At 45.1% G+C, this 13,703-nt stretch carries 13 protein-coding genes; 1 reads left to right on the forward strand and 12 read right to left on the reverse strand.

The window, feature by feature from the left end; genetic code table 11:
- The first annotated feature begins 286 nt into the window (after nucleotides 1-286).
- Nucleotides 287-724, forward strand: coding sequence for a YwpF-like family protein (locus AC2EXB_RS15060; RefSeq protein WP_235197069.1), 438 nt, complete (start codon nucleotides 287-289; stop codon nucleotides 722-724).
- Between the two features lie 750 nt (nucleotides 725-1,474).
- Here AC2EXB_RS15060 and AC2EXB_RS15065 read toward each other — a convergent pair.
- The 12 genes from AC2EXB_RS15065 to atpA form a co-directional block, all read right to left on the reverse strand.
- Nucleotides 1,475-2,802 (reverse strand): IS3 family transposase gene (locus tag AC2EXB_RS15065; protein ID WP_483602200.1). Its coding sequence is split into 2 segments (ribosomal slippage): nucleotides 1,475-2,424 and nucleotides 2,424-2,802, totalling 1,329 coding nucleotides; the frame shifts between segments, so codons are not numbered across the junction.
- A 141-nt stretch (nucleotides 2,803-2,943) separates the two neighbouring features.
- Entirely contained in the window at nucleotides 2,944-3,327 is a 384-nt protein-coding gene (locus AC2EXB_RS15070) for a hypothetical protein (RefSeq protein WP_251475632.1), read from the reverse strand.
- Nucleotides 3,328-3,440: 113 nt separating this feature from the next.
- Nucleotides 3,441-3,878, reverse strand: coding sequence for a 3-hydroxyacyl-ACP dehydratase FabZ (fabZ, locus tag AC2EXB_RS15075; RefSeq protein WP_052650698.1), 438 nt, complete (start codon nucleotides 3,876-3,878; stop codon nucleotides 3,441-3,443).
- Between the two features lie 60 nt (nucleotides 3,879-3,938).
- Nucleotides 3,939-4,205 carry a DNA-directed RNA polymerase subunit beta gene (locus AC2EXB_RS15080; RefSeq protein WP_251475634.1) on the reverse strand — a complete coding sequence of 89 codons (267 nt, stop codon included), beginning with the start codon at nucleotides 4,203-4,205 and terminating at the stop codon, nucleotides 3,939-3,941.
- 345 nt (nucleotides 4,206-4,550) lie between these two features.
- Nucleotides 4,551-5,543, reverse strand: coding sequence for a rod shape-determining protein (gene mreB / locus AC2EXB_RS15085; protein WP_251475636.1), 993 nt, complete (start codon nucleotides 5,541-5,543; stop codon nucleotides 4,551-4,553).
- A 202-nt stretch (nucleotides 5,544-5,745) separates the two neighbouring features.
- The gene (locus AC2EXB_RS15090) at nucleotides 5,746-6,969 is read right to left on the reverse strand and encodes an ISL3 family transposase (protein ID WP_483601356.1); all 1,224 of its coding nucleotides are present in this window, start codon (nucleotides 6,967-6,969) and stop codon (nucleotides 5,746-5,748) included.
- A 225-nt stretch (nucleotides 6,970-7,194) separates the two neighbouring features.
- A complete protein-coding gene (gene murA / locus AC2EXB_RS15095) occupies nucleotides 7,195-8,493 on the reverse strand; it encodes a UDP-N-acetylglucosamine 1-carboxyvinyltransferase (protein WP_483602201.1) in 1,299 nt (432 codons plus the stop codon).
- A 343-nt stretch (nucleotides 8,494-8,836) separates the two neighbouring features.
- Nucleotides 8,837-9,070, reverse strand: coding sequence for a DUF1146 family protein (locus AC2EXB_RS15100; protein ID WP_235197074.1), 234 nt, complete (start codon nucleotides 9,068-9,070; stop codon nucleotides 8,837-8,839).
- 207 nt (nucleotides 9,071-9,277) lie between these two features.
- Nucleotides 9,278-9,682, reverse strand: coding sequence for a F0F1 ATP synthase subunit epsilon (locus tag AC2EXB_RS15105; protein ID WP_235197075.1), 405 nt, complete (start codon nucleotides 9,680-9,682; stop codon nucleotides 9,278-9,280).
- 24 nt (nucleotides 9,683-9,706) lie between these two features.
- A complete protein-coding gene (gene atpD, locus AC2EXB_RS15110) occupies nucleotides 9,707-11,122 on the reverse strand; it encodes a F0F1 ATP synthase subunit beta (protein WP_251475640.1) in 1,416 nt (471 codons plus the stop codon).
- Between the two features lie 103 nt (nucleotides 11,123-11,225).
- Nucleotides 11,226-12,083, reverse strand: a complete 858-nt coding sequence (gene atpG / locus AC2EXB_RS15115) for an ATP synthase F1 subunit gamma (RefSeq protein WP_235197076.1) — start codon at nucleotides 12,081-12,083, stop codon at nucleotides 11,226-11,228.
- Between the two features lie 106 nt (nucleotides 12,084-12,189).
- On the reverse strand, nucleotides 12,190-13,698 hold the full coding sequence (gene atpA, locus AC2EXB_RS15120) for a F0F1 ATP synthase subunit alpha (RefSeq protein ID WP_052650690.1): 1,509 nt from the start codon (nucleotides 13,696-13,698) through the stop codon (nucleotides 12,190-12,192).
- Nucleotides 13,699-13,703 lie beyond the last annotated feature (5 nt).

Here is a 13,703-nt window from a genome sequence, read left to right on the forward strand (position 1 = left end):
ACCTCCTTTTGGCTTATTAACAATATACTAAGGAAAGTGAATATTGCGCAAAAGGGCAAATTCGATTTTTGGCTCAATAACGCTGATGAAATCTGATTTTTAATCATTGATGAAAATTGTTTTTCTTCTACATCCTTGCAGCCATATGGTTTCTGAAGTTCTTATTTAGTTTTGGAAAAATGGAATTTGGCATAATAACAGGAAAAATAAAACGGTTTTCCAGCCGATAAGCGGCATGTTTTCGGCTATGCTATACTGAAAAAAAGCGATGTTTGGAGGAATTGACGTGAAAACATTTAAAATGCTGTCACTCGGAGTCGTTAAAGAAGATGAAGTGACGGATTATCCTTTAATTGACGGAATCATTATCAATCAAGAAAACAGCCACCGTTCATGGGTGCTTGAAATGCTGATGGAATTAGATTACAAAGAAAGCTTCGATCGAATGATGGAAACTGGGGGTATCTACGATGTGAAAGTCGTCATCTCCTATCCTGGAAACGAACCGGCCACCTTTGAAGTAGCCATCTATGGCGTCAAAGTCATGGGCAATCAGGTTTCGGTATTAATGAAAGGAACCTTGAAACGCGCAAGACGGAAATACGCTGAAACCCTACTATCGGAATTGCTTGAAGACGGGCTAGAGGGCGAAGAATTGCTTGAGCGCTTCGAATCAGACATGCGCACACGACCCGGCCTGAGAAAAGACGAAACAAAGGCATAAAGAAAAGCGGAGGCGGCCGCTTAGCTTCGACAAGCTTAAGGCGTCTTGCCGAAGCGGCATTTTTTGCCGCATAGGCAAGACGCCTTAAGACCTCGAGAGGCTGGCCGCTGAAGTCTGGACAATAAGAAAAGCGAAAAGAGCCGTTTAGCTTCGACAGGCTTAAGGCAGAACGCGAGGAGGCTGTTGCCGCCGCAGCGGGCTGACTTAAGACCCGAGAAGCTGCCTCTTGCAGCTGGACAATAAGAAAAGTGGAGGCAGCTCGTCAGCCGCGACAAGCGCTGGAAGGCTTAGCAGTAATGGCGGGTTTTGCCATTGCTGATAAGGCTGAAGCGACCTCGAGCGGCTAGCTGCCGGAGTCTGGACAATAAGAAAAGTGGAGGCAGCTCGCCAGCCGTGACAAGCGCTGGAAGGCTTAGCAGTAATGGCGGGTTTTGCCATTGCTGATAAGGCTGAAGCGACCTCGAGCGGCTAGCTGCCGGAGTCTGGACAATCAGAAAAGCGGAGGCAGCTCGCCAGCCGCGACAAGCGCTGGAAGGCTTAGCAGTAATGGCGGGTTTTGCCATTGCTGCTAAGGCTGAAGCGACCTCGAGCGGCTAGCTGCCGGAGTCTGGACAATCAGAAAAGCGGAGGCAGCTCGCCAGCCGCGACAAGCGCTGGAAGGCTTCTTCTTTGAACAATAAAAAGGCTGGCCGAGTTGGAACTGATCCGCGCCCCATTTAATGGACAGTTTATAAAAAAGGTACCCTGCAGCTAGGCTGCGATTAGATGACTTCGGTATTGTGCCGGAGTCATCTTTTTTAGATTCCATTGCTTGCGCGTTCCGTTGTAATACTCCATGTACTCATCCACCAGCCCTTTCAGTTCATCCAGGCTGGTTGCTTGTTTAAAATCGACATCATCTTTAAAGTGACCAAAAAATGATTCGATGGGGGCGTTGTCGAGGCAATTGCCCCGGCGGGACATGGATTGGGTCAACTTCAGTTCCTTCACACGTTGTTGGTATTCGGGATGGGTGTAGTGAAAGCCTTGATCGGAATGAATCATCGCTTCCGGGTGAACATTGCCATCCAACGCTTCCTTCAATTTCTTCAACGTACGGTAAACAATTTCCATCGTGAGCGTCGTCGTGACTTCATAGGCGACGATTTCACGGGTGGCGACATCTTTTACGGCGGACAGATACGCCATTTGCCCCGAACGGTTGGGCAGATACGTGATATCAGTGACGAATACCTTGCCGGGTTCATCTTGTTCAAACTCGCGGTTTAACAAGTTCGGACAGACGCTGTGTTCTTGTGTGGCTTTGGCGATTTGCTTATAGGGATTCGCTCGCCGGATTTTGGCAAAGAGATTGAATTTGCGCATGAGGCGCAGGATCTTCTTGTGGTTCATAGGCGTTTCCAACAGTTCAGTGAGTACCATATAAAAGGTGCGATACCCGATTTTCCCCCGATGCGCATCGTAGATGCTTTTGAGCAACTGGTAGTCCTGGTAGTCTTGTTCTTCGCGAATGGCGTGCTGTTCCGTTTTCTCTAGCCAGGCGTAATAGCCACTCCGGCTGACCCTCGCTGTGCGGCAAAGAGTTCCCACCAAATTCTTCAGTTGGAATTTCCGGACCACTGTGTTGATCGCTTCGAATTTTTCCGCTGGGGTCAGCTGCGTTTCTTCGCCTGCCTCTCGAGCTCCTCGAGCTTTTTTAGCAACTCATTTTCCGCTTCCAGGTATTTGATGCGTGCTTCCGCTTTCTCCAGCTTCTTCTCCGCCGAGAGATCTTTGGTGGAAGGGCGGCCGGTACTGCCTTTTCCACGACGCTCTTCAAAAAAGCCTTCTTCTCCATATGATCGAAACGTCGTCCGCCAACGGTTCAAAGAAGACGTCGCTTTTTTGGAACCGATAACCGTTAAATCAAAACCACTTTCACTAAAGATTTGGGCAGGACCTTTGCCCGCTAAGTTCTCTTTCACGGCATGGATTTTGAATTCCGGTGTGTACTGAATCGCCCGATCGGATACGGAAGCGACATTCGGATTCGCCTCCAAGACCCGTTGTTGGTGTTCGTTGAATATAATTTTACTCATATGATCTTCTCCCGTCCAAGTTAGCTAAATTTAGTATACCGGGGTCTGAAAACAGAAAAAACCCCAAATGGGTCACTTTTTTTAAAGTGTCTACCATTTGGGGTGCGGTTCAAACCCCATCTCGGCCAGCCTTTTTTATATTTATTTCTTCATCGCATTTAATTTCGTTTCCACGAAAGCAGCTTCTGCTCTGCATGAATAATCGAAATGCGTATTCATCGATTCCTGCATGATTTCAATGCGGGCGATTTGATCTTCTGAAGGCGGCTCGTTTAAAATCTTATCAATGATCTGATTCATTTTGTTCGCCACTTCTTCATGGAATTCAGGGCTTAACTTGACTTCGAGAGGAACTTTCTCATACCAAGCAGCTCCGTTTTCGATGTAGTCTTTCCAAACCTTTACGAAGTCTTCTAAATTAAAACGTTCTTCATCCCATTCAATATTCGCCATGTAAGCTTCAAATATTTTTGAGATGGAGCGTGTGATGCTGCTTTTAACGCCTGTCGGCAATGTTTTGTACATGGTAAACCTCCTACACTCCGCAAGAAAGAATAGCAATCGCTTTCCGCTATTCCCCTCCTATGTATTTCCCTGAATCATTTTACAGGAATGAACTTTCAAATTCAAATTCGAGCTTATTTTTCAACTACTGGCCCTAAAGCGAATAAAATATCACATTCACAAGCGATTTCTCCATCGACGGTAGCAATCGCATGCCCTTTGCCCATCGATCCGCGCAATTTCGTCAATTCCACTTCCAACCGCAATTGGTCGCCCGGAACGACTTGGCGCTTAAAGCGGCAATTATCGATGCCGGTGAAAAATGCCAAGCGGCCTTTGTTGGCTTCCAGCTGCAATACAGCGGCCGCTCCCACTTGCGCTAAAGCCTCGACGATCAGCACACCCGGCATAACCGGATATCCTGGGAAATGGCCATTGAAAAATTGTTCATTTGCTGAGACGTTCTTTAATCCGACAGCTTTTTTACCCGCTTCGATTTCTAAAATCCGATCCACCATTAAAAATGGATAGCGATGCGGTAAAATTGCTTGAATTTGTTCGGTCGTTAACATAATCCCACTCCTTCAACCATAATTTATGTATATTGCTCGAAACTCATACAAGCGGAAAAATTATTTTTTTCCGCTCATAATATCTATTATATGCTGCCACGTTTCCCATTTCAGCGCATCCCTTGCTTCGCCGTCCCCGATCACGCCATAACCGACCATAGCCCCTAAAATTGCAGCCAGGGCAATCAATACTAGAACAATGATGATTCGAAGCCAAATTGGAAATAAACGAATTTGGACCCACCAAGTCTGTTTCTCATCTTTTTCTGGGGCCTTTTCGATTTTTGCTTGTTTTCGAAGGGAAACTTTCTTTTTTGTTTCAGCCATTCGCTCAGTCAACCTTTCTATTGATGCATGCCTCATTTCGAGGCAGTCAATCTTCAAGAATTCTATACGGCAGTGAATCTATCCTCTATCCCCTTTTAAGAGATCCGGATTTCCACTTCGGTAATATGCATTAATTATCATTATACTAAAGATTTTTACCATCGCCATAAGGCATTCTGCTTAAAAGTCGCCTGATGCCTTTATATGCCTATTAAACCCCTTTAGAAACAGAAGAAATTCACGGTTCAAATCTGGCCATATGCCGGATTGGCTAAAATCCCAAGAGGATCAATGCTAAAGCTTAACCAAAAACTTAACTGCCACATTCGAATAAGTTCAACTGATTTAACGGCGAGAAAGTTTTTGCATATTATCTAAAAGGATGCCGGTTCCGAGTGCCACACAATCCATCGGCAATTCAGACAAGGAAACCGGAACTTTCAATTCTTCTGCAAGCAATTGGTCAATGCCGTGAAGCATAGCTCCTCCACCCGTTAAAATCACACCGCGGTCAATAATGTCCGCAGAAAGTTCGGGCGGCGTTTTTTCAAGCACGCTTTTCGCAGAAGCAACAATCATTGCAACAGATTCCTTCAAGGCTTCTTCTATTTCAGCAGACTGGATCTTCACTACCCGAGGCAGTCCCGTCATCATATCACGGCCGCGAATTTCCATTTCTTCGTTGCGGCTGCCGCCATACACTGAACCGATCTCGATTTTGATATTTTCTGCTGTACGGTCGCCAATCAATAATTTGTATTGGCGTTTTACGTATTGAAGAATGTCTTGGTCGAAAACATCGCCAGCCACTTTAATTGATTCACTCGTTACGATATCGCCCATGGATAAAACAGCAATATCCGTCGTTCCGCCGCCGATGTCGACGACCATATTGCCGCTCGGCTGGTAAATGTCCATCCCAGCACCAATTGCCGCCACTTTCGGCTCTTCTTCTAAAAAGACTTTCTTGCCGCCGGATTTTTCGGCTGCTTCACGGATCGCTTTTTGCTCGACACTCGTAATATTAGTCGGACAGCAAATTAAGATGCGTGGTTTAGTCATAAAGCCTTTAACCTTCAAACGGTTTAAGAAGTACTTTAGCATCATTTCAGTCACATCAAAATCTGCAATGACGCCATCTTTAAGCGGTCGGACGGCCACAATATGTTCAGGTGTGCGTCCGATCATTTTGCGGGCTTCTTCCCCAACCGCCAAAACGCGGTTTGTTTTTCGGTCAAGCGCAACAACCGATGGCTCATTTAATACGATTCCTTTGCCTTTTACATGGATCAAGACATTTGCCGTTCCTAAATCAATACCGATATCTTTTGAAAACATTATTACGCTTCCCCTTCCAGCTTTCTGAACCTAATGTGTTATCTAAAAAGACTCTCCTAAATGAACATTTTAGCATAGTGTGATTAGAAAAGAAAAAAAATTTTCAAGGAATAAAGACCCGATTCGCATCATAAAATATTTCAACGACCATAAAATTTTGGTTCTCCGTCAAATGTTGGGGTGAGGTGAAATCTTCCTCACTCTAACCAACGTGAACTCCCATATTCTTATACTTGTGTGTCAGTAGTATTTTGGCGCGGGCGCGTTCGAAATTCTGAAAGCCGAACGCGTTCCGCTTAATCACTTTTGTCAGGTTATTGATGCCTTCCAAGAAACCATTGGAATACTTGAACGAGAAGCTGTTCAAGATTTCCGTCTGCCAGTTTCGGAAGGTGCCCATGGCTTTCTGGAACTCGGGAATGCCCGCTTGTTCCACCAGCCGATAAAATTCCAGCAACGCTTCTTTGGTCTTGAGGATTTCCTCGGGATCTCTTTTTTTGCTTGCCTGAAACCACGTGCAATACGCTTCCTTCAGTTCGTATGCTCGTTTGAGCTCCTCATCCATTTCAAGATACCGCTTCAAGTACCAACGGTCCTTTTCGGTTAACTTCTCACTGTTTTTGTAAAAGACGTAGCGCATCCGTTTGCCTTTTTTGCGGTCATAGTCGTTCCAACTTTTCTGCACGCGTCTGCGGACCGCGTCCAGCGCCCAGTAAATGTACCGGCAGAAGTGGAAGCGATCGGCGATGATCACCGGTTTGCCGAGTGCTTTTTTGACCGCGGCTTTAAAGGAATGGCTCATGTCCATGACGACGATTTCCACCGCAGCTCCGTGCTGTTGGAGATACTGTTTGATCGTCTCTTTTTTCCGGTTGGGCAGGATATCGATCGGTTCTCTCGTTTCGCCATCGGCGATAATCAGTTGGTACTTTCCTTCGCGGGTGTCGCCTTTGTATTCGTCGATGGCGATCACACGCGGTAATTTTGCGGTTTCAGTAACTTCCTGGAGCGCCACCAGATCGAAACGCCGAACGATGGTCGAAGCGGAAGCGCCGTATTGTCCGGCCACTTCCTTGAACGTTTTCGCCTTGACGCTGCGCACATGAACCGCTTGGTTCCACTCTTTTGAGAACCGTTGATAGCGGCCGATGAATGAATTCTGTTCGGCGAATTTCTTGCCGCACGCCCCGCATACGTAGCGTCTCTTCTTATAGAAAAGGTAAGTCTGGCGTTCAAACCATTTCAGGTGTTTGATCTTTTGGATCCGGTAATCGTGGACACGCCGGGTCTTCTCCTGGCAACGCGGGCAACGGTGTGCCTTCACTTCCAACTCCACATGCAGGGCCACCCGGTCCTCCACTTGTTCCATCTTCATGATTTTCACATCTTCTAATCCGGGAAATTTCATGGTAAAATTCAAGTGCACGCATCTCCTCTTCTTTACTTGTTATTCGACATTTCAAGTATAAAAGAATTTGGAGATTGCGTGTCTTTTTTTGGGCCGAATTGTTTCAACACCCCAACAATTAGTGTAGAACCAAAATTTTGTGATATTGATTTGGAGCGATGCGCTTCTAAAATCAAAAACAATAAAACCCATGAGGCAAAGTTGCCTCACGGGTTATTAGAAGAAAAATAAATGATAAGAGAATTAGACCGTTTGTTTTTCTTTGACTTCAGCTTCCACTGTCGATACACGTTCAATATCTGCTCCCAAAGCGGCAAGTTTCGAATGGAAATTCACATAGCCACGATCTAAATGCTGCAACTGGTTAACGCGTGTGATGCCGTCAGCTGCCAGTCCTGCTAGTATCAATGCTGCTGCAGCTCTAAGGTCCGTTGCTGCAACTTCTGCTCCTTGCAGCTGTGAAGGGCCTTCCATGATGACTGAGCGTCCTTCAATTTTAACTGCTGCATTCATGCGACGGAATTCTTCCACGTGCATGAAGCGATTTTCGAAAACAGTTTCTGTCAAGATGCCATTTCCAGTTGCCGTCAACATCAACGCCATCATCTGTGATTGCATATCTGTCGGGAATCCTGGATGCGGCATTGTCTTAATATCAATCGAGCGAAGCGGACGAGAAGCACGGATGCGCAATCCTTCCTCTTCCTCTTTGATTTCGACACCCATTTCACCCATTTTAGAAATCAATGCAGCCATGTGCTCAGGCACTGCATTTTCGATAATAACATCGCCTTCAGTGATGGCAGCAGCCACCATGAACGTTCCAGCTTCAACACGGTCAGGAATAATATAATGAACTGCACCGTGCAATTCTTCTACTCCTTCGATGCGCATCGTATCTGTACCCGCACCTACTACGCGGCCGCCCATTTCATTGATGTAGTTCGCTAAATCTACGATTTCCGGTTCTTTTGCCGCATTTTCAATGATGGTTACACCATCAGCCAAAGCAGCTGCTGACATGATGTTCTCTGTTGCGCCGACACTCGGGAAATCAAGATAGATTTTTGCTCCGCGAAGTCTTCCATTTACATTCGCTTCAACAAAACCGTTTCCAAAAGTGATTTGAGCGCCCATCGCTTCAAATCCTTTTAAATGCTGATCAATCGGACGAGAACCGATTGCACACCCACCTGGCAAAGCAACTCTAGCGAATCCATTACGCGCAAGCAACGGCCCCATCACCAAAATTGAAGCACGCATCTTTCTCACATATTCAAATTGCGCTTCACTAGATAATGTTTCTGATGAATCAATCACCATTTCATTCTTTTCAGGGAAGTATTCAATCGAAGCATTTAAGCTTTTAAGCACTTCTTGAATGGTATAAACGTCTGCTAGATTAGGTACTTCCTTAATAATGCTTTTTCCTGTTGATGCGAGAAGTGCTCCTGCAAGAACTGGCAAAACTGCATTCTTAGCCCCTTCTACCCGAACTTTCCCTTTTAATTTTTGGCCGCCTTTAACGATAATCTGATCCACTGATATGCCCTCCATATGTTAAATATTCATCTATATGTACCTTTAAAGTCCAATGTCATAGTTTAGAAACAAAACCTTTTCCATAATACCCGTTTTTTATTAAATATACAAGTAACTTAACGCTCATTTTAGTAGTTATATTATCCAGTTAGTATATCATTCGTACAATACCGAGTCCTTATGTCCGTCCTAGAAAATTATATATTACATTTTGATTACAAACTTAAATTTCCCTTATTCTTAAGAGATAAACATGCTTTTAGTTATTTCCCGGGAAATAACAATAAAAGGTTTGCTGTTTTGCCATATGGGCGAAAATCGCTCTCATGGCAAACTAGCAAACCTAGAATAGATAAGGCAATTGTCTTGACCATGAAGAGATATTCAAAAAGAAAGTCGATACCGCAGTTCCAATGGCAATGCTGAGAAAGATATAAAGGATTTGAGCTTGCAGCACATGCTGCTTGCGAATCCATTTCTCAAACATCACGGCACGCAATGCGTAAAAAGCGACACCTGTAAAAAAGATATGGCTGAATATTGAAATGAGGGCTTGCTGCCCAATGGCGGTCTCCATTTAACTGATCCCCTCCTATTTAAAAAAGCGGGCAAAAGTCAATTGCCCTTCTGCCCGCTCGTGAAATTCTACTCTTTTTATTTAATGTCCAAACTTTAGCAGCTAGCTCCTCAGGTCATCGACCAGTTCAGCTTTGCGGCAAAAGATGCCACTTCACTATTCTGTCTTCTATCCATCAGAACTGAACAGCCGCTTCCGTTTCCGTCATTAAATATTACCCTCATAAACGTTGATACGATTCTTCGCACGTCTTAATGCTAGTTCAGCACGTTGAAAGTCGACTTCTTCTTTATTCGCCTGAAGCATCGCTTCTGCACGTCTTGCAGATTCTTGTGCACGCGCCAGATCAATATCTGTCGCAAGTTCTGCAGACTGAGCAAGAATCGTCACTTTATCCGGACGAACTTCTAAGAATCCGCCGCTTACAGCTGCTAATTCAGTCGAGTTCTCTTTCTTTAATCGGACTGCACCGATGCCAAGAGGAGCTACTGTAGGAATATGGCCAGGCAAGATACCCATCTCGCCTGTCGCTGTAACTGCTATTACCATAGAAACTTCTGAATCGTATACCGGGCCGTCGGGAGTGACAATATTGACTGTAATGGTCTTCATTTTTTCCCCTCCTGGTCCCTTGTTTTAGACTTCTACGCCCATGCTTTTAGCTTTTTCAATAACGTCTTCGATACGTCCAACTAGACGGAAAGCATCTTCCGGCAAGTGATCGTATTTACCAGCAAGAATTTCTTTGAATCCTTTGATCGTTTCTTGAACGGGAACATAAGAACCTTTTTGGCCTGTGAACTGTTCAGCAACGTGGAAGTTCTGAGAAAGGAAGTTTTGGATGCGGCGTGCACGGTTAACCGTCAGCTTATCCTCATCACTTAACTCATCCATACCAAGGATGGCAATGATATCTTGTAGTTCGCGGTAACGCTGAAGCGTTTCTTGAACTTGGCGGGAAATTGCATAGTGTTCTTCACCAACGATTTCAGGCGACAAAGCGCGTGAAGTTGAAGCCAAAGGATCCACCGCTGGGTAAATACCCATTTCCGATAGTTTACGCTCAAGGTTAGTTGTCGCATCCAAGTGAGCGAAAGTTGTAGCCGGAGCCGGATCCGTATAGTCATCGGCTGGTACATAGATCGCTTGGATAGATGTTACAGAACCTGTGCTTGTAGTCGTAATACGCTCTTGCAATTGACCCATTTCAGTAGCAAGTGTCGGCTGGTAACCAACCGCTGAAGGCATACGTCCTAATAGGGCAGATACTTCAGATCCTGCTTGTGTGAAACGGAAAATGTTATCGATAAACAAAAGAACGTCTGCGCCTTGCTCATCACGGAAATATTCTGCCATTGTCAAACCAGTCAAGGCAACACGCATACGTGCACCAGGCGGCTCGTTCATTTGGCCGAAGACCATTGATGTTTTCTTGATAACGCCAGAATCGCTCATCTCGTGGAATAAGTCATTTCCTTCACGTGTACGTTCACCAACACCAGCGAATACGGATAAACCACCGTGTTCTTGTGCGATGTTGTTGATCAATTCTTGGATAAGAACTGTTTTACCTACACCGGCACCACCGAAGAGACCGATTTTACCACCTTTGATATAAGGAGCAAGCAAGTCAACTACTTTGATACCTGTTTCAAGAATTTCAACTTCTGTGGATAAGTGTTCGAAAGTCGGTGCTGAACGGTGAATCGGGTTACGGCGCTCAGTTGCTGGAATTTCTTCCCCTAAGTCGATTACTTCTCCTAGTACGTTAAATACGCGGCCTAAAGTCACTTCTCCAACTGGAACAGTGATAGCACTGCCTAAATCGGTTACTACTGAACCACGTTGCAATCCATCGGTGGAATCCATCGCAATTGTGCGTACTGAATCATCACCAAGGTGAAGCGCCACTTCAAGTGTCAATTTCACTTGTTGTTGGCCTGGACGATCAATATATACAGTTAGGGCGTTGTAGATTGCTGGAAGTTGGCCATTCGCAAACTTAACGTCTACAACCGGACCCATAACTTGAAGAACGTGTCCTGTGTTCATGCTGTTCCCTCCTGTCTTACTTTTTTTCTTATTATTCAAGGCTTCAGCGCCAAACTCTTCGGGATCTTAAGTCCGTCGGGGCTAGATGGACGCTTGCACTTTTCTATTCTAACGCGGCTGCTCCGCCGACGATTTCAGTGATTTCCTGAGTGATCGCTGCTTGGCGGGCACGGTTATATGAAAGAGTCAATCCATCGATCAACTCACTTGCATTATCGGTTGCGCTCTTCATAGCGGTCATGGACGCAGCGTGTTCACTTGCCTTACCGTCAAGAACTGCACCAAAAATCAAGCTTTCTGCATATTGGGGAAGAAGAACTTCCAAAATCGCTTCGGCTGATGGGTCAAACTCGTAAGAAGCAGTTGAACCAGTCGTTTCGATATCCGTTAATGGCAAAACTTTCTTTTCGGTAACTTCTTGCTGAATAGCAGAGACAAAGTGATTGTAGTACATATAAACTTCATCATACGTACCATCTGAGAACATACCAACAGCTTTGCGCGTTATTTCTTTAATATCAGCGAAACTCGGGTGATCTGGAAGTGCGATTGCACTATCAAGAATCGTCATTCCCTGCTTAGCAAAGAAATCCCGTCCTTTACGGCCAATACTTAAGATAACGAACTCGTCATTTGAGGTATGGCGCTGACGGATTTTGCTCATCACTGTACGAAGAATATTACTATTGTATCCGCCTACTAACCCACGATCCGAAGTGATGACAAGGTAAGCTGTTTTTTGTACTGGACGTGTCGTCATCATTGCATGGCTCGTATCGTTCGATCCGGCCGCGATTGAAGCGACAACATCCTGAATTTTTTCCATGTATGGAACGAATGCTTTCGCATTCAATTCAGCACGGTTCAACTTCGACGCAGAAACCATCTGCATCGCTCTTGTGATCTGGCTTGTTTTCTTGGTTGAAGTAATACGGTTTTTTATATCGCGTAAAGATGCCACTGGTATTTCACCACCTTATTATTTTTTCTTCTAGTCCGAACGAAAGTCTGTTTGAGGCACTTCCATTCAGCAGCTCCCTAAGTTGCTGCTGAATGTGGAGTTTCTCTTATTCTGATTTTGCGAATGTGCGTTTGAATTCGTTTATTGCTGCGCCAAATGCTTCGTCAGAAGGCAAACCTTGCGTAGTGCGGATAGTTTCTAAAACTTCTGTGTGGTTAGAATCCAGCCAGCTTGTCAATTCAGCTTCAAAACGTTGAATATCTTGAACTGGAATATCATCAAGGAATCCACGAGTCAATGCATAGAAGATGACAACTTGTTTTTCAACTTTGATTGGATTGTTCAAATCTTGTTTCAATACTTCAACTGTACGTTTCCCACGCTCAAGTTTTGCTGCAGTTGCTGCATCAAGGTCTGAACCGAATTGAGAGAACGACTCTAGCTCGCGATATGCAGCCAAGTCAAGGCGCAATGTACCCGCAACCTTCTTCATCGCTTTGATCTGAGCTGAACCACCAACACGTGATACAGAAAGACCCGCGTTGATTGCCGGACGTACACCCGAGAAGAATAGATCTGATTGAAGGAAGATTTGTCCATCAGTGATCGAAATTACGTTTGTTGGAATATAAGCAGAAATATCGCCCGCTTGCGTTTCAACGAATGGAAGAGCTGTAATCGAACCAGCACCTAATGTTTCATTCAATTTTGCAGCGCGTTCCAGTAAACGGGAGTGCAAGTAGAAAACATCCCCTGGATATGCTTCGCGGCCTGGAGGACGACGTAGCAATAGCGACAATTCGCGGTAAGCCGAAGCTTGTTTAGTCAAATCATCATATACGATCAAAACGTGTTTGCCATCGAACATGAACTCTTCCGCCATAGAGATACCTGCATAAGGAGCCAAGTACAATAATGGAGCTGGTTGAGATGCAGATGCAGTCACGACGATTGTGTAATCCAAAGCACCGTTTTTACGCAAAGTTTCTACTACGTTACGTACAGTAGATTCTTTTTGCCCGATTGCTACATAGATACAAATCATGTCTTGGTCAGCTTGGTTCAAAATTGTATCGATTGCTACAGAAGTTTTACCTGTCTGGCGGTCACCGATGATCAATTCGCGCTGTCCACGGCCGATTGGGACTAGAGCATCAATCGCTTTGATACCTGTTTGAAGTGGTTCGTGAACCGATTTACGGGCCATAACCCCTTGTGCAGGGCTTTCGATCGGACGAGTTTTAGTTGTGTTGATCGGTCCAAGACCATCAACCGGTTGACCAAGCGGATTTACTACACGTCCGATTAGTTCTTGTCCTACTGGTACTTCCATAATACGGCCAGTTCGACGTACTTCATCGCCTTCTTTGATGTCTGTGTAAGGCCCAAGGATAATGATACCAACGTTGTTGGCTTCCAAGTTTTGTGCCATACCTAGAACACCAGTAGAGAACTCAACAAGTTCTCCAGCCATGATGTTGTCGAGGCCATGAGCGCGTGCGATACCATCACCAATCGTGATTACTGTACCGACGTCGTCAACTTTCATCTCAGATTGATAATTTTCAATCTGCTGTTTGATCAAGACACTGATTTCTTCAGCTTTGATGCTCATGTATT

This window comes from Planococcus alkaliphilus (assembly GCF_057031095.1).

What these genes read in the sequence shown, in the direction of transcription:
- AC2EXB_RS15070 (WP_251475632.1), bottom strand. Translation starts at nt 3,327, where the DNA reads ATGTACAAAACATTGCCGACAGGCGTTAAAAGCAGCATCACACGCTCC.
- fabZ (WP_052650698.1), bottom strand. Translation starts at nt 3,878, where the DNA reads ATGTTAACGACCGAACAAATTCAAGCAATTTTACCGCATCGCTATCCA.
- AC2EXB_RS15080 (WP_251475634.1), bottom strand. Translation starts at nt 4,205, where the DNA reads ATGGCTGAAACAAAAAAGAAAGTTTCCCTTCGAAAACAAGCAAAAATC.
- mreB (WP_251475636.1), bottom strand. Translation starts at nt 5,543, where the DNA reads ATGTTTTCAAAAGATATCGGTATTGATTTAGGAACGGCAAATGTCTTG.
- AC2EXB_RS15100 (WP_235197074.1), bottom strand. Translation starts at nt 9,070, where the DNA reads ATGGAGACCGCCATTGGGCAGCAAGCCCTCATTTCAATATTCAGCCAT.
- AC2EXB_RS15105 (WP_235197075.1), bottom strand. Translation starts at nt 9,682, where the DNA reads ATGAAGACCATTACAGTCAATATTGTCACTCCCGACGGCCCGGTATAC.
- atpD (WP_251475640.1), bottom strand. Translation starts at nt 11,122, where the DNA reads ATGAACACAGGACACGTTCTTCAAGTTATGGGTCCGGTTGTAGACGTT.
- atpA (WP_052650690.1), bottom strand. Translation starts at nt 13,698, where the DNA reads ATGAGCATCAAAGCTGAAGAAATCAGTGTCTTGATCAAACAGCAGATT.